The following is a 15,308-nucleotide window of genomic DNA, read 5'->3' as shown; positions in this document are numbered from 1 at the left end:
CGGCTCCCGATATGGGGCCGCCTTCTTTCTATCCATGCAGATTGTCACAGGGTGGTTCACCCCACCTTGCGCACTTCCCCCATGAAGCGAACCAGTTCTTCGCGTAAGTTGGCCAGACTGCCTTCCTGTTGAACCAGATTTTCGGAAACTGCCAGCACTTCCTTGGCGGTTTCTTCCGTAATCGTCGTTGCTTCCTTGACTTCGGAAACACCACGGCTGACATCCTGCGTGCCGACCGCGGCTTCTTCGATGTTTGATGAAATTTCCCGTGTTGATGCACTTTGCTGCTCGACGGCGGCCGCAATGGCGGTGGAAATTTCGCTCACCCGTTCAATCGTCTTGGAGATATCATCATTCGCACGCACCGCGCGTTCTGTCGCCTGTTGCAGCCCGCTGATCTGGCCCGAAATCTGCTCCGTTGCCTCGGCGGTCTGGGCTGACAAATTCTTGACTTCCTGCGCCACAATGGCAAAGCCCTTGCCAGCTTCTCCGGCACGCGCAGCCTCAATGGTGGCGTTCAGAGCCAGCAGGTTGGTTTGCGCGGCGATATCGGAAATAAGGGAGACGACTTCGCTGATCTGCTGGGAAGCTGTTGCCAGACTGGAGATCTCGCCACTCATATCATGCGATTTCTCAACAGACTGACGTGCGATGCTACTGCTATTGACCACCTGCGAGTTGATTTCCGCGATGGCATCGGTGAGCTGCTCGACAGCTTCTGAAACAGACTGCATGTTGGCTGAGGCCTGCTCGGCCCCGGACGCCACGATCAGAGATTGTTCCTGTGCGCCATGAGAGGCGGTAGACACTTTCTTTGATGCCCCCTGCAGATTGGAAATCATGCCGGTCATGCTTTCGACGATGTGGTCCAGCTCATGTTCGAATCTGGTACCCATTTCATCAAACTGGTCGTGGCGTTGCTTGATCTTCCATGTTGCACGGTTGATACTTTCAGCCGCACGCTTAAAATCACCCACCATGCCTTTTTCAGCGATCAGGCGAAAATGCTGGTTGCGCGACACATAGTCCAAACAGGCTTTTGATTCCCGGATGTAAGCGTCGGAGCGATCGATCATCTGATTGATCGCATGCATCAACTGGCCCATTTCTCCCTTGTCATCGATATTCGTGATGCGCACGGAAAAATCGCCATCTGCGACCGCCTTACAAACCTCCATCGCCTTTCTGATGGAAGCGGACTTCTTAACAAAAACCATCTGGTTTCTCCTCCGGAACATTAAACCGCTTGATAATGATATTCTCACCTATCAGCGGTAGCCCCGCCTCTTTTTCTGCCCCAAAGTTGCGATAAACTCATCATACTGAAGGCCCTTTTCAGCCAAAAGCGAATCGATGACCTGCATGCCGGCTTTCAGTCCATCCTTTCGGTTGGTAACCGATTTCTCAGCGGTGCGTATCTTCTCATAGAGCGGGATCACATGATTCTGAAGTATTTCCTGATCTGGCACTCGCCGATTGGAATGGAACCCGCTGACCTTGCCCTCATTGTTCCAACTGGGGGTCACATGTGCATAAACCCAGTAGTGATCGCCGTTTTTACAGCGATTATTGACATATGCAAAGATCTCGTGGCCGCTCTCGATGGAATCCCAGAGAAGTTTGAAGATGGTCCTTGGCATATAGGGATGGCGGATCAGATTATGCGGTTTGCCCAGGACTTCTTTTTCTTTGTATCCGGAAATATCGAGGAATATCTTGTTTGCATAAGTCAGGCGCCCCGATAAATCGGTCTTGCTGACGATGATGTCGTCATCACCAAAGAATCTTTCTACACCAGTTACTGACTGCTCAACAGACATGGGTCAGAAGCCTTTTTACTATAGTAATACTGTACAAATCCGACAATATTGCCCAATTTATTCAATAGGCAATATTAGCATGGTTAGTTTCACTTAAAGCCGGTTAATATTGACTAAACGGTAGAAATTAATTGATTTACCTATATTTTTAGCCATTTCTCGACATTAATGCGTGGAAAACTATGTAATTCAACGTAGCAAACAAAGGGTTACGCAAGCCTTTCTTGCAACGAAAGTTACTTCACAATTCCCTAATTTCCACAGGATTAGAGTATAAGAATCCATTTACACTTCATAATAATCATATTTGCTCAAAAACATTTCTTCTATACTATTCTTTTTTCCTATTCTTGCATGCGATCCTCTGGCTGTCATATAAGTGTTAAAACACGTCGGGATGGCCGAAAACCTTTGGTATTCTTGATATTTTGTCTTTGCGCCGAAGTAGGCTCATACCAGCCAAGCCGCTTGCAGCACATCCAGCAGGATCTCATAAATGGCAGACCTTAAATTCGACAGGGATTTCTCTCCTGCTTACGGTACAGCCGTAACGCTTGCCCCCGATGTCAGGCGTGTGACCTGCAACAACCCTGGCCCTTTCACCTTCATGGGCACCAACAGCTATATTGTTGGACATGGAAAGGTTGCGATCATCGACCCAGGCCCGGCCGATCGGCAGCATATCGATGCCCTGATGCAAGCCACAGCCGGAGAAACGATCACACATATTCTCATTACGCATAGCCATGCGGACCATTCACCCGGAGCCCGTCTTCTCAAGGAACGGTGTGGTGCCCCTGTCTATGCGGAAGGTATCCATCGCCCCACACGCCCTCTTCACAGGGATGAAGCCAATCCGCTCGATGCGGAAGGCGATGCCAATCTGGACATCGATCGGTTTTTGGGCGATGGAGATCTTGTGCAGGGCGATGACTGGGCGCTGGAAGTGGTGCACACACCAGGGCACACGGTCAATCATCTCGCCTTTGGCTTTACGGATGACAGCGGCTTATTTTGCGGCGACCATGCCATGGCTTGGTCGACTTCAATCGTCGCGCCGCCAGATGGCTCCATGGCGTCTTACATGCATAGCATCAGCAAGCTGATGCTGCGACAGGATCGGCACTACTGGCCTGGACATGGTGGCGTTATTACCAACCCGCATGCCTTCCTTGCCGGTCTCAAATCTCACCGGGAAAAGCGCGAGCAAGCCCTTATTGCACGCCTTCAAGCCGGCGAGAACACCATCCCGGACATGGTCACCACAGTTTACAAAGATGTTGATCCGTCATTGCATGGGGCCGCAGCGCTCTCCATGTTTGCACAAATGGAATATCTCGTAGCGCGGGGAATCGTGCGGTGTATGGATGCAGAAGCGACCCTTTCAGCCCGCTATCAGTTGGTGTAATCCTGTCAGAGGTCTTGAGATTTGGGCCCACTAGCCCGTGGCGCTCTGACCCAAATTCTCCGGTTTGGGGCGAGGAATGGGCCCCCTTTGCAGGCGACGCAATCGTTCAATTTCTTCCAACTTGAGTTCATAGCGCTGCGCATTGGTGTCCAAGCGGCTTTCAATGCCTGCGATGAAGCCCAGAATTCTGCGTGCATTCATGCCAAAGTCGCGAGGGCCCCACAGTGAGGCGGAACGCATATCAAGTCTGGTTTCATCTTCTCCGGCGGGACTGAGGCGGATGCTCACCACATAGCGCAATCCGGTAAAGACGGACCGTGTGTAGGCTTCGTAATATGCGCTACCGTCTTCTTCCTTCTGTTCTTCCGCACGCAATATCTGCCATTCATTCTTTGCCAATTCATCAGCTACCGCCAATTGCATGAGTGCGACTGACTGTGCGTAGCTTTGGCTTTTAAGAGCAGGATAAGCCAGCGCCTGCCGCTCTCGCATATCCAGCGAAGCCACGGACAAGGCATTGTCGGAATCGCCCCGCATTTGCCAGGCAGCAACAAATTCGGGTGGATCGAGTGGATTGGTGGAAAGATCGGAAAAAGGCGGCAGCGTGAAATAGAAATAGCCAAAAACCAGCGAGGGCAAAAGCACCACCAGACTGCGCAAAAATGCCCCCCACAGTGCCCGGCCTCCCTTTTGACCATCAAACCAGATGGCGTGGAAAGCAACCCAGCTTGTCAGAATGGACAACAGCGCCAGACAGACCGACGCTGCAAAACAATAAAGAGCGATCGAAGGATGCAAACCGCCAAACCGCATGAGCAGAAAGGACAGAATGGCCACGGGAATGGAGAGTCTGGCAAACCAGAGCGCCCGATGAGCAAGCCGGGAGGTTTTGAATTTATAAATTCCTGCCATAGCTTACCGCTTCAGCCCTATTCGTAATTGTGCCAAGCCACACCAATCTGCCGCAGCTTAGAACCGATTTGAGGCAATCTCAATTGCCCCAATCGTCAATCACAAGAAAAAAGCAGGGAGCCAGAGGCGTCCCTGCTTGATTGCTTTTCATTTTTCGCCTTTTGGCTGGTCAAGCTTCGTCTTAGCCAGCAAGGCCATTCCAGCGCTTTGCAGCCTCTGCAATGCGAGCACCATAAAGCTCGGCGGTGCGATGGTCTGCTGCCGGAGGCGCAACATCAGCTCCCTGGTCTGCATTGGCCTGCGCCATCAGTCCCAGAGTGGAGCCAAGACGGTTCACATCTTCAACGGATCCCTGAGAGCTATTATTGCCAGGCAGGGTGCCGGTAGAAATCCACTGCATGCCATGCTGGGCGGAAAACACAGCAAGCTGGATCAGCGTGTTCAGCTTGTCGCCAGACTGCGACGCAGAACAGGTAAAGCCACCGGCCAGTTTATCCTTCCAGCCCATGGAAGCCCAGACTTTCGAGCTTGCATCCATGAAGGTTTTGAATTGTGCGGAAACAGAACCCATGTAGGTCGGGCTACCGAAAATGATGGCGTCCGCATCTGCCAGTGCTTCCCAATTCAGGTTTTCATCATCGGCCTTGATCTGCTGAACCGACACGCCGTCAACGGCCTCGGCACCTTTGGCAACAGATTTGGCTACAGCTTCAGTATGTCCGTATCCGCTGTGATACAAGACGACGACGGACGCTTCGCGGACATCGGTCATTTTCATAATTTTCCTTTTTTTCTTGCCCATTATCATGGGAATCTTGAAATTGGCTCACCACGTCAAAAAAACAGACGATTAGTTTGATCTCGCCGAAAATAAGAATTGTTAAAATGTTTTCAAATGCATTATATTAATAGCTATGATGAAGAATATCGATTACTTATCGCTCGACGGACGCTCGCTCTACATGATCAAACTGATCCATGAGCACCGCTCCGTAACCGAGGCGGCCAGACTTCTGGGGGTGACCCAGTCTTCGGTGAGCCACTCTCTTGACCGGCTGCGCAGCATGCTGGGTGACCCGCTGTTTCTGAAGGTAGGGCGCGCCATGGTGCCAACGGAGCGGGTCGAGACGATGATGGGCGATATCGATTCCGTTCTTAAGGGCATCGAGTCTCTTTATAGTCAGGCCGTTTTCGACCCCCAGAACTCCAGCGACCGCTTTTCCATTGTCTGTAATGACTATGAGCATGACTTGCTGGTGCCGGCAATTTTCGAACGGCTCAAGCAGGAAGCCCCCCATTGTTCGCTCAAGACTTATCAACTGAACATGGCCATCCGGAATCCGCTCGAAACGGGCTTCACCGATCTGGAGCTCTGCCCCTATGCGCCGGAGGACTCGACTGATCTGGTTGTCAGCAAGTTGTGCGGAGACCGCATGCTGACCTATTACGACCCCACCGTGCGGGAAGCACCACAGGGGTTGGATGATTTTTGCAGCGCCGACCATGCGATCCTCTCATGGGATAGCAACGAAAGCACGTCCGTCGACAAGGCCCTTGCCGAAGTTGGGCGCTCTCGCAACGTATCCTATCTGGGACCGAACTTTTCTTCCGCCGCCATGGTTGTGCGCGGAACCAACATGCTGGCCACAGCGCCTTCGCGCCTCGCAGACTCGATCTTCCGTGGCCTCGCATGGGTTGACCCTCCCCTTGAGCTGGCGCCGAGCGAGTTTTTCATGGTCTGGCACATTCGCAATCGCCATTCTCCACGACACAAGTGGTTCCGCGAGTTGATCAAGACAGTTGCTCGCGACCTGCCTCAAACGAGCGAAGCCTGCCAAAAAGCACTCCAGCGTATCAAGCTAGAGAATGAAGCCAGATTGGTAGCGGATACAAAAGCGAAAGCCCAATCGCCCCGCGCATCATCCGACGCGTTGGCATAAAGGCAAGCTTTGCTGTTTGCCAGTTTGATACGGCCCGTTCAATGCAGCCACAAATATCGCTTCGCCCAGCAGTCCGTTCAGACTTTCCAGCCATCGCCGCGCTGCAGGCGGAGAGCTGGGCGGTGGCCTATCGGTCTTTTCTGCCTCCACATTATATACGCGACCGTCTGACGGCAGATATCTCCGACAGTTGGAAGAAATGCAGACCCAGCGCCCGGGATCTTGTGCTGTTGGCGATCAACACCGAAACTGCGGCGCTTGTCGGCTTCATTTCCGTATGGTGCCGCCCCTCCCCCTTTATTGATCACCTTCATTGTCGCCCATCATGCACCGGCCTTGGCATCGGCTCGCAGCTTTTGGAGGCCGCATTGACGCAGTTGGCCGGGCGAGGCGAGCAGACTGCCAGTCTCTCCGTCCTGATTGGCAATGACGGTGCGCGTCGCTTTTATCTGCGCCATGGCGCCCTGCCTGGCGCCAGAAAGCGGGAGACCCTGTTTGGATATCCCGTAAATGTGGAATATTTGGCGTGGGACGGGCTTCAAACGATTAAACTGGCATTTTGAATGTGTATTTCCCATTTATAGTTTCTGCTCTCTTAAGAAAAGAGGGATCAGGCGGCCTTTCAAGCAAGCCTGCATAAAATAATCAATTTGATAACCATGACCATAGAAGCGATCAATTTGATTTATTGATAGTTTTTACAGGTTGAGCCAAGAGGAAAAGCAGAGAAAGCCTCTCGTTTTTCGATATATGTTATTTGTCAATTGCAACTTAAATTATTATTTACTGATGATATCGTTTAATTGCATCAACCAATAGAGGGTAGAGGCGCGCCCAAACTATGCTGTGTTTGATCTCTTCGATTTCAAATATAGGGCGCAGATAAAAACGCAATCACTGAAACACGGTGATGCAGGCAGACAATAAAGAACCGTTGGAAAATACTCATGACTCGAGTCCCCCAGAAATTTACCGAGAAAGCAGTATTCAGTGCGTCAGATGCAATGCAACTGTCTATCCCTTTGTGGGTTCTTGATATTGAAACCTTGCGTCTTCTTTGGGCAAATGACTCTGCTTGCAAACTTTGGCAGGCCGAGAGCACCCAAGAGCTTATGAACCGCGACCTAAGCCCGGATATCAGCGCGACCGTTGTCGAACGTTTGCAGCAATATCTGGAAGCATCCCGCAAGTCCGGCCAGTCCTTTCGCGAACTTTGGACGCTCTATCCGGAAGGCAAGCCCTGCCCGTACCACATTCACATTTGCGCCCATGAACTGCCGGACGGCCGGTTTGGCCTGAGGTTCGAGGCCACAGCTGACGTCAATCGCGTGCCAGAACAGATTAGAAGTGCAGAAGCGCTCAATCATATTCCGGTTTGCATCTCGCTTTTCAATATGGGCGGTCAGTCTCTTTACAAGAATCCGGCAGCGCTTGAAACCTATGGCGACGCGTCGCTGAATTTGCGCGGGCGCTTTGTCAAAAAGTCCGATTATGATCGTTTTATCCGCAATATCAAAAAGGGTCGGTCGATCTCCAAGATATGCGAAGTCAAGACAAAGGACGGCAAACGCTGGCACGAAATCACGGGCATGACCTGTTTTGATGGCCCGACCGGACAGCCTGCTTTCATTCTCACCGAATCCGACGTGACGGAACTCAAGGAAAAGGAAAGCCGCGTTCGCTATCTTGCCCATTATGACATGTTGACCGGATTACATAACCGCAACTATGTCAACTCCCACTATCCGGATATGATCGAAGGCGCATTTCGCGACAATGAACGGCTTGTCTTCATGGTTATCGGCCTTGATCATTTCAAGTCGATCAATGAAACGCTGGGGCACCCGTCCGGGGATGCTCTGCTGAAGCATGTTTCTTCCCTGCTGCAACTTTCTCTGAGCGAAACCGAACAGATCGCTCGCCTTGGCGGCGACGAGTTTGTCATCGTCAAACCCTACGCGTCGACATCAGACCTTGATAACCGCTGTCAGATGATTCTGGCCTCCATCAATGCTGAGTGCCGCGTGGGTGATCATATTCTGAGCGCCAATGCCAGTATCGGCCTCGCCCTGTTCCCCGAACATGGCAAGGATCTGCCGACACTTTTGCGTCATTGTGATCTTGCCTTGCATGAAGCCAAGGATAGTGGCCGCAACACCTACCGTTTCTACCGCCCAGCGCTGCAGCACGCAGCCCTTGCCAAGCGTGCGCTTGAGAAGGATCTTGCGCGCGCCGTGGAGAACAAGGAATTTTGCCTTTACTATCAGCCTCGGGTCGATTGCCAGACTCAGAAGGTTGTCAGTGCAGAGGCCCTCATGCGCTGGCAACATCCAGAGAAGGGGCTGGTATTTCCCGGAGAATTTATCGGAGCGCTGGAAGATACAGGCCTGATCCATCGGGCTGGCGACTGGATTGCCGATCGCGCCGGACGGGACCAGAGAAAGCTTGCGGACATGGGTTATGACATTCCCATATCCATCAACATTTCGCCAAAACAGTTTGAACGGCCAGATTTTGTCAATCGGCTAACCGCAGGATTGGCCAAGACAGGCTGTCCGAATGACAGACTGGAAATCGAAATCACCGAAAGCATGCTCATGGGTGTCGGGTTTGACGCCAAGGCCATTCTGATGGATCTGTGCCGCGCAGGTTTCTCCATCGCGGTTGATGATTTCGGTACCGGCTATTCCAACCTCGCCTATATTCAGGACTATCCCATCTCCAGCCTGAAGGTGGATCGCTCCTTCGTCAATATGATCGAAGATCAGAGCTCGGTGATCAATCTGATCCTCTCGCTCTGCCGTCTGATCGGTATTTCCGCCGTTGCGGAAGGCGTGGAAACGATCGATCAATTGGCCTGGTTGCGCATGAACCACTGCGATCAGTATCAGGGCTTTCTCTATTCGCGACCCGTTCCTCTGGAATCGCTTATCGAGCTATTGACATCGCGCCATCAGCGCAAGATGAGGTCCCGTTTGCCGGAAACTCTGGATGCAGAAGTCATCTGGGCCTGAGTTTTTCTGCGGCCCATGCTCTTCTCTTGAGTTTGTTCACAGGTAAAACGCGCCATCGATCAAGCGATCAACTCTACCTTTCAGCGGTAATGCGCTTGCAAAAGGCTTCAGATTTCAACCTCTGGGGCCTTTTGCACATCGGGGCATAGGAACATTCCTGGCGCAGCAGTCTCTTAAGCTTTCACTACGCTCAAGCACTTTCCTTCCCATTAACGGTCTGAATGGCCTCATTTGAATGAAATAATGGCTAATTTCAGCGCATTGTAGGCTGTTTTCTATCAGTTAAGAGAGCATTAACTCAAAAATTTCACACAAATTCCAATGCTACCTATAGATGCATTCAAAAAATACAGAGAATAGCTAAAGTATATCGTGCATTAAAAATAATTTACTCTCAATGATTGCTATTTGTATAGTTACCTCGCACATATGTACGAGAGGACTTGCGCGGATAAATCGATTTTGCGATTACTTAGGAAAGCAATTGAGAGCGGACCATGAGCGAAACTTCCGACAGATTTCTTCTGCTGCGCGAAACCATCTTCAGAGAAATCAAAGAGGCCGAGAATGTCGAGAAGGCAGTTTTCGAACTGCGTGACGGCTATCGCCTTGGTCATGTGACCTACCATATGGCACAAACCGTGACTGCGGACATGCAGATCGACGCGCCCTTTGTACGCACGACCTACCCACCGGACTGGATCGCTATCTACCTGACCAGAAGCTATGTCACCATAGACCCTGTGGTCAAAGAAGGCCTCAGACGCAGCTTGCCGTTCGACTGGTCAGAGATTGAACCGACTGAAGAAGCCATGGAAATGATGACCGAATTTCAGGTCCACGGCATGGGAGAGTACGGTTATTCTATCCCGATCACCGATAAGGTGGGACGGCGGGCTTTGTTGTCGGTGAACTCCAGAGCGGGAGAGACCAACTGGTCCGGCTTCGTCAAATCATTCCGACAGGACTGGATGGAGCTTGCCCATGTTCTGCACAAAAAGGCCATCATCGAGTTGTTTGGCGATGAAGATCCTGTGCCGGTCCTGAGTCCTCGGGAGCTGGAAATCCTGCATTGGTCAGCAAAGGGCAAGGATTACAAGGAGATAGCTCTCATTGTGGGCATTTCTGAACATACCGTACGCACCTATATGCGTTCAGCCCGCTACAAGCTCAATTGTTCCAACATGTCTCAGGCCGTTGCCAAGGCCATCACCTTACATTTGATCGGCGCCTAGCCCCCTCGCACACGACGGGCCACCAGGCATGAAATCAACACATATGTGCGAAGCTATATGTGTTCATCCATTTATGCGAATTCCATCTTCATTGGTTTTGAAACATTGTAGAGCCATCAGTTTTGCCGATGGAGCTAATAGATGTTTGTGACAATTGAAGCGCATGAATATCATAAATATCCGATTTTAATGGACCGTATGTTCAAGCTGCGCAAAGAGGTTTTCTCTGACCAGCTCGACTGGGATGTTTCAGTCGATGGTGACTATGAGCGCGATATTTATGATGAGAAAATGCCAGCATATCTGGTTTGGTGCAACGATGACCGCACAGAGCTATATGGCTCTATGCGTTTGATGCCGACGACTGGCCCTACTCTTCTTTATGATGTTTTCAGAAGAACATTCCCCAATCAGGTCTCCCTTTCTGCCCCGGGCATTTGGGAAGGCACCCGTATGTGTATCGACCAGGAAGCCATCAACGCGGTCTATCCCTCGATGGAAGCCAGCCGTGCATTCAGCCTGCTGTTCCTTGCGCTTTGCGAATGTGCACTTGATCATGGCATTCACACCATGGTGTCCAACTACGAACCCCAGATGAAGCTGGTCTATCGCCGCGCTGGCGTTAAGGTTCAGGAGTTGGGACGCGCAGACGGATATGGCAAACGCCCTGTTTGCTGTGGTGTGTTTGAAGTTTCTGAGCCGGTTCTTGCTGCTATGCGGACAAAATTGGCGGTCTCATCTACGCTTTACCACAAAAACGGGGTTCATAACGACCCTCTTGAAGTTGCGGCTTAGAGCTGAAGAGCTTGGCTAAAAAGGAGATTTTAGCATGGATGGGCAATTTCACTACTCATCGGCTCAAATCAAGAATGAGATTGAAACCGATCTGAGACGAGCCATGCTTGGTTCAAATGCGATAGGTAATCCCATGTTGTCCTATTTTTTAAGGATGGCAATTGATGAATTACTTAAAAGCGACAATGGTTTTGTCAACAACATGGAGCAGAAGACAGCATAAGTTCAGAATTCAGATAAGCAGCAAACAATAACCCCAATGAATAAACACATTTGGATACCAATGTCCCCAGGTATTCACTTGTTTCATGTAGCTCGGTGCTACTGACAACTTGAGGCGCCACTTTTCCCAAGTGGCGCTTTTTTTCTAAGATCTGACAAGACCTTCACTTGCGAAAAGTACGGACTGTGGCGATCAGTCCCACTGGATCCCCTCCATCCGAGGACATTCGCATAGAGTAGATGACGGCCAGTCTGTCAGAGTAAACGCACCTCCCTTCCCTCATAGAGAACGCATTCGCGCTGGCAGGTCTCTTCCGGACCAACTCGCATGGAGAGAATCGTAGATTTTCAGGCCCATGAAATTACCGGTTCGTCCATGTTAATGCCCCCGATCTTTTGTATAATTTTATCAAGAATTTGAATAAGGGTTGGAGCCCGTCTCACAGCCCTGTCCGAGGAAGCATATGGCAAGGCACACCACTCCTGTTGATCGAATTCAGATCATGAAACAGGCAGGGTATCAAGGAGAGGACGGTTGAGATCATCCGACGGGTGAAACGAGGATCAACCGGATATGTCGCGCCATCAAGGACAGTTCATTCGCGTTACGACAATGCCGGTTGCGAGGACCCCAGTTCGGGTCAGCCGGCTTTTGGAAATACATCTTACTTGTATATCTTAGGGAGGTTCCTGTGAAATTGAAGATGACGATTTTGGCCACACTCATGGCCGCTACCAGTCTTTCCGTTGCCAATGCTGCCGATTTGCGCATGTCATGGTGGGGAGGCAACAGCCGCCACGAAGCCACGCAAGAAGCGCTGAAATATTGCGGCGAGAAGCTGGGTCATACCATTGCTCCGGAATTCACCAGCTGGAATGGCCATCTGGCCAAAGTCACCGTACAGCTTGCCGGTGGCACCGAAGCCGACATCATGCAGATCAACTGGCCTTGGCTGCCCCTGTTCACCAAAGATGGCACCGGCTTTGCTGATCTGAATGATTATAAAGACATCATCGATCTTTCCCAGTGGTCCGAGAGCGAACTCGCTGCCACCTCCGTAAAGGGACACTTGCAGGGCCTGCCGCTGTCCATTACCGGTCGTGTACCCTGGTTCAACAAAACCACCTTTGACAAGGCTGGCCTGCCTCTACCGAAAAGCTGGGATGACCTGCTTGCTGCTGCCAAGGTCTTCCAGGAAAAGCTGGGCGATGGCTACTATCCTTATGAAGCGACCGGCCTCACGTCCCATGGTCTTGACGCCCGTGGCCTGATCCGCGCCTATATCGTTCAGAAGAAGGGTGTCACCATGATTGACCCTGACACTCTGGCGTTGAACTTCACCAAAGAAGATTTCGTCGATGGCCTGAATTTGTACAAGACATTCTCCGATGAAAAAGTCATCGTGCCTTGGAAAACCGTGGCAGCGGCCGGTGCCAACGTGCCTCTGCACGAAGATCCGAAATGGGCCGACGGCCGCATTGCCGGGACCTATCAGTGGGACACCACCTATCACAAGATCGCAGACCCGATGAAGGAAGGTCAGGAGCTGGTGCCAGCCCCGATTCTCAAGAATGCAGATGCCACCAACGACGGTGTCTTCCGCAAACCTTCCATGCTGTTCTCAATTTCCAAAAACTCGGAAAACCCGAAAGCTGCAGCTGAAGTCGTCAACTGCCTGCTGACAGATACGGGTGCAACTGACATACTGGGCACCACTCGTGGTATCCCTGCTTCCAAGGTAGCCTTCAAGCATCTGATGGACAAAGGCGCAATCGAGCCGATCCTTCTGAAGGCCCACAATCTGGTTCTGGACGCGTCGGGTCCGGCCATTTCCGCCTATTTTGACCATCCGAAAGTGGAAGAAGCCTTTGGCGACGCCATCGAAATGTTCGCCTATGGCGAGCTGACGGCCGAGGAAGCCGCTGACGAGATCGTCATGGGCATAAATGAAGCTCTTGAAAAAGAGAGAAAATAAGCACGGTCAGAAGTTCGTGGGGGCGCTTAAGAGCGCCCCGCCTGCCTGATAGCAGAGGGGAGAGGCTCGGTGTTTCGGCATCGGGTCTTTTCTTTTGTGGGAAGCAGCAGGCCGGCATGATCGCTCTGGCCCAGCCGGTGGCTTAGCCAAGAATGCGGCTGCGAGCCCGCTTGGCAAGCGATGAACGCGTACCGTCGCCATTGTTGGTGAGCTTGTAATCCTGCTTTTGCATATATTCGATGCTGGAAGTCAACAGGCTGCGCGAAATCTTGCCCACGGCGCGGAATTCGGCAATCGTCCGCAAGATCGGCTTGAGATCCTGCCGCATGGTTAGAGCCTGAAAGACACTCTCGTCATACCCTTTGACAAGAGAGCTGAAAAGATTGATGTCCCGAGGACGATGCGCATCAGAGCCATAACTGCGCCCCACGCCAAGCGGCATGAGTTCCTCAGGGAATTGCGTGGTCTTTTCCACCTGATCCTTGAATTTGGTGCGCGGCAACGCGTCCAGCGGCACTTCCAGAAACGATCCATTGGATATTTCAATATAGTCAAAATGCGAAAGCAACTGGCAGGCCCTGTCAAACCCGATACCGCTCACGATACCAGTGCCGCTCGGCGAGAACGGATGCGGTAGAATGGTCACGCAGTCAGGAGATTGCAGGCTTACGGCATCATGAATGGACCATGAGAAGGCCGGGAACGCCTTGAGAGCACTCACCAGAGCGGCGCGGCTTTCAAACAGCTGAATGACCTCGACCCCTTCGCGCGAGATATTCTCAACGCCCGGCACAGTGGTCAAGTCAAGCTCGTAATGCCCAACCATCTCGCACAGAAAGTCATAGGCTTCCAGCGGCTGCTTATAGGCATGCTCGGTCGAGCATAGCCCATCCAGATGCGCGGCATAGCGAGAAAGCTGAGTGGCAATGCGGCGACGCTTCGCATGAGGACGCCGAAATACGTTCGCATGAAAATGCGTATCAATCGCAAAGCTCTTGTCTGGCTCATACAACCCCATATGGGAGTGCCTCTCCTCTCCGCGCAGGCCAAATGCTGGCCGACCTCCTTGATAAGTGTATCAAGAGGCAAGCTTACAAGCCAGCCTTTTGACTAACACATTAGCGTTAATCGGCAGGGTTTTTATCAAGGGGCCACCTGAGCACGGGCCGTGTTGTTCAGGGCTTGCGCTTGAGCACCTGTCTGAAAAGAATGACGAAATAGACCAGATAGTAGGCCAGAAAAATGATGGCAAATATGTTGATTGGCAAATTGCTCTGGGCATAAAGCGAGCAGATATAGACGATGAAATAGAGATATTTCACCCTCAGCACATAGGGCATGGGCACTAAGAGCAAATTGCAGATCACCATCAGATAGATTGTGTGGCTATAGAAGAAGGCAAACATGACGTTGGCCAGTATGCTGGCATCCAGCCACCATATGGCGCCCAACGCCACCAGAACCACACCAAACTGATCTGCAAAGATATCAACCAGTGAGCCACCATGACTGTCAGCTCGGGTCTGCCGCGCCAATGGTCCGTCCACCGCATCCATCAGGACATAGAGCAGAAATCCACCAGCAGCCACCTCCCAAAGCGCAGCAGGCATAGCCACAGCAAAGGACGCGAACAAGACGCCAACCAAGCTGATTGCAGTGGGCGTCACTCCCTTGCGCGCCAGAAATCGAACGAGCGGGCGGAATATCAGATCCCTTTTGGCGGCAAAAGCGGCCTGTTTTTCCGCTTCCCCCTTGTTGAAATAGTCCAAAATCTTACACCCGGTTTTGATCTTTCTCGTGTTCTTTATAGCAAATGCCGAAAAGATCCACTCTGATTATCCGCTAAGCTGCCCTTTAGGCTAGAAATAATCTCAGTGATACAAATTTATTCACCATTTGCCTTTCTCCTATTTAAAATGGATTGCAACAATTCCAAGAGAGGCCTAAACCCTTAACTGGAAAAATCACTGGAAACCGGCCACGAAA

Annotated in this window: 14 protein-coding genes; 8 read left to right on the top strand and 6 right to left on the bottom strand. The window is 51.5% G+C overall.

Annotated features, from left to right (window positions below):
* Positions 1-56: 56 nt before the first annotated feature.
* Positions 57-1,217 carry a methyl-accepting chemotaxis protein gene (locus BM258_RS24910; RefSeq protein WP_280141739.1) on the bottom strand — a complete coding sequence of 387 codons (1,161 nt, stop codon included), beginning with the start codon at positions 1,215-1,217 and terminating at the stop codon, positions 57-59.
* Positions 1,218-1,268: 51 nt separating this feature from the next.
* Complete coding sequence (locus BM258_RS00490; RefSeq protein ID WP_090067774.1) at positions 1,269-1,820, bottom strand: PAS domain-containing protein; 552 nt, start codon at positions 1,818-1,820, stop codon at positions 1,269-1,271.
* 496 nt (positions 1,821-2,316) lie between these two features.
* On the opposite strand from BM258_RS00490, the gene BM258_RS00485 reads away from it, so the two are divergent.
* The gene (locus tag BM258_RS00485; RefSeq protein WP_090067772.1) at positions 2,317-3,228 is read left to right on the top strand and encodes an MBL fold metallo-hydrolase; all 912 of its coding nucleotides are present in this window, start codon (positions 2,317-2,319) and stop codon (positions 3,226-3,228) included.
* Positions 3,229-3,258: 30 nt separating this feature from the next.
* Here BM258_RS00485 and BM258_RS00480 read toward each other — a convergent pair whose 3' ends face one another.
* Both BM258_RS00480 and BM258_RS00475 read right to left on the bottom strand, forming a co-directional pair.
* Positions 3,259-4,140 carry a DUF1499 domain-containing protein gene (locus BM258_RS00480; RefSeq protein ID WP_090067770.1) on the bottom strand — a complete coding sequence of 294 codons (882 nt, stop codon included), beginning with the start codon at positions 4,138-4,140 and terminating at the stop codon, positions 3,259-3,261.
* A gap of 181 nt (positions 4,141-4,321) precedes the next feature.
* Positions 4,322-4,912 carry a flavodoxin family protein gene (locus BM258_RS00475; RefSeq protein ID WP_090068869.1) on the bottom strand — a complete coding sequence of 197 codons (591 nt, stop codon included), beginning with the start codon at positions 4,910-4,912 and terminating at the stop codon, positions 4,322-4,324.
* A gap of 190 nt (positions 4,913-5,102) precedes the next feature.
* Between BM258_RS00475 and BM258_RS00470 the strand changes: the two genes are divergently transcribed.
* The 7 genes from BM258_RS00470 (at position 5,103) to BM258_RS00440 (ending at position 13,322) form a co-directional block, all read left to right on the top strand.
* A complete protein-coding gene (locus BM258_RS00470) occupies positions 5,103-6,080 on the top strand; it encodes a LysR family transcriptional regulator (RefSeq protein ID WP_175527849.1) in 978 nt (325 codons plus the stop codon).
* 41 nt (positions 6,081-6,121) lie between these two features.
* Complete coding sequence (locus BM258_RS00465; protein ID WP_090067765.1) at positions 6,122-6,643, top strand: GNAT family N-acetyltransferase; 522 nt, start codon at positions 6,122-6,124, stop codon at positions 6,641-6,643.
* Positions 6,644-7,192: 549 nt separating this feature from the next.
* Positions 7,193-9,094, top strand: coding sequence for a sensor domain-containing protein (locus BM258_RS00460; RefSeq protein WP_175527848.1), 1,902 nt, complete (start codon positions 7,193-7,195; stop codon positions 9,092-9,094).
* A gap of 497 nt (positions 9,095-9,591) precedes the next feature.
* Positions 9,592-10,329 carry a helix-turn-helix transcriptional regulator gene (locus BM258_RS00455; RefSeq protein ID WP_090067760.1) on the top strand — a complete coding sequence of 246 codons (738 nt, stop codon included), beginning with the start codon at positions 9,592-9,594 and terminating at the stop codon, positions 10,327-10,329.
* A gap of 141 nt (positions 10,330-10,470) precedes the next feature.
* Positions 10,471-11,124, top strand: a complete 654-nt coding sequence (locus BM258_RS00450) for an acyl-homoserine-lactone synthase (RefSeq protein ID WP_090067758.1) — start codon at positions 10,471-10,473, stop codon at positions 11,122-11,124.
* A gap of 34 nt (positions 11,125-11,158) precedes the next feature.
* Positions 11,159-11,347 carry a hypothetical protein gene (locus tag BM258_RS00445; protein ID WP_090067756.1) on the top strand — a complete coding sequence of 63 codons (189 nt, stop codon included), beginning with the start codon at positions 11,159-11,161 and terminating at the stop codon, positions 11,345-11,347.
* A gap of 703 nt (positions 11,348-12,050) precedes the next feature.
* Positions 12,051-13,322 (top strand): ABC transporter substrate-binding protein, encoded by a 1,272-nt coding sequence (locus BM258_RS00440; RefSeq protein ID WP_090067754.1) that lies wholly within the window; start codon positions 12,051-12,053, stop codon positions 13,320-13,322.
* Positions 13,323-13,464: 142 nt separating this feature from the next.
* On the opposite strand, the gene BM258_RS00435 is transcribed toward BM258_RS00440, so the two are convergent.
* Positions 13,465-14,340, bottom strand: a complete 876-nt coding sequence (locus BM258_RS00435; protein WP_090067752.1) for a PHP domain-containing protein — start codon at positions 14,338-14,340, stop codon at positions 13,465-13,467.
* Between the two features lie 157 nt (positions 14,341-14,497).
* Positions 14,498-15,091, bottom strand: a complete 594-nt coding sequence (locus BM258_RS00430) for a CDP-alcohol phosphatidyltransferase family protein (protein WP_175527847.1) — start codon at positions 15,089-15,091, stop codon at positions 14,498-14,500.
* Between the last annotated feature and the right edge of the window lie 217 nt (positions 15,092-15,308).

This window comes from Cohaesibacter marisflavi, assembly GCF_900115225.1.
Classification (GTDB): domain Bacteria; phylum Pseudomonadota; class Alphaproteobacteria; order Rhizobiales; family Cohaesibacteraceae; genus Cohaesibacter; species Cohaesibacter marisflavi.
Note: the sequence above shows the minus strand (reverse complement) of the source record. Positions and strands in the feature narration are given on the sequence as shown.

Bases quoted from the DNA above. Each gene is read 5' to 3' on its own strand.
- BM258_RS24910 (WP_280141739.1), bottom strand. From the start codon at position 1,217: ATGGTTTTTGTTAAGAAGTCCGCTTCCATCAGAAAGGCGATGGAGGTT.
- BM258_RS00490 (WP_090067774.1), bottom strand. From the start codon at position 1,820: ATGTCTGTTGAGCAGTCAGTAACTGGTGTAGAAAGATTCTTTGGTGAT.
- BM258_RS00485 (WP_090067772.1), top strand. From the start codon at position 2,317: ATGGCAGACCTTAAATTCGACAGGGATTTCTCTCCTGCTTACGGTACA.
- BM258_RS00480 (WP_090067770.1), bottom strand. From the start codon at position 4,140: ATGGCAGGAATTTATAAATTCAAAACCTCCCGGCTTGCTCATCGGGCG.
- BM258_RS00475 (WP_090068869.1), bottom strand. From the start codon at position 4,912: ATGACCGATGTCCGCGAAGCGTCCGTCGTCGTCTTGTATCACAGCGGA.
- BM258_RS00470 (WP_175527849.1), top strand. From the start codon at position 5,103: ATGATCAAACTGATCCATGAGCACCGCTCCGTAACCGAGGCGGCCAGA.
- BM258_RS00465 (WP_090067765.1), top strand. From the start codon at position 6,122: ATGCAGCCACAAATATCGCTTCGCCCAGCAGTCCGTTCAGACTTTCCA.
- BM258_RS00460 (WP_175527848.1), top strand. From the start codon at position 7,193: ATGAACCGCGACCTAAGCCCGGATATCAGCGCGACCGTTGTCGAACGT.
- BM258_RS00455 (WP_090067760.1), top strand. From the start codon at position 9,592: ATGAGCGAAACTTCCGACAGATTTCTTCTGCTGCGCGAAACCATCTTC.
- BM258_RS00450 (WP_090067758.1), top strand. From the start codon at position 10,471: ATGTTTGTGACAATTGAAGCGCATGAATATCATAAATATCCGATTTTA.
- BM258_RS00445 (WP_090067756.1), top strand. From the start codon at position 11,159: ATGGATGGGCAATTTCACTACTCATCGGCTCAAATCAAGAATGAGATT.
- BM258_RS00440 (WP_090067754.1), top strand. From the start codon at position 12,051: ATGACGATTTTGGCCACACTCATGGCCGCTACCAGTCTTTCCGTTGCC.
- BM258_RS00435 (WP_090067752.1), bottom strand. From the start codon at position 14,340: ATGGGGTTGTATGAGCCAGACAAGAGCTTTGCGATTGATACGCATTTT.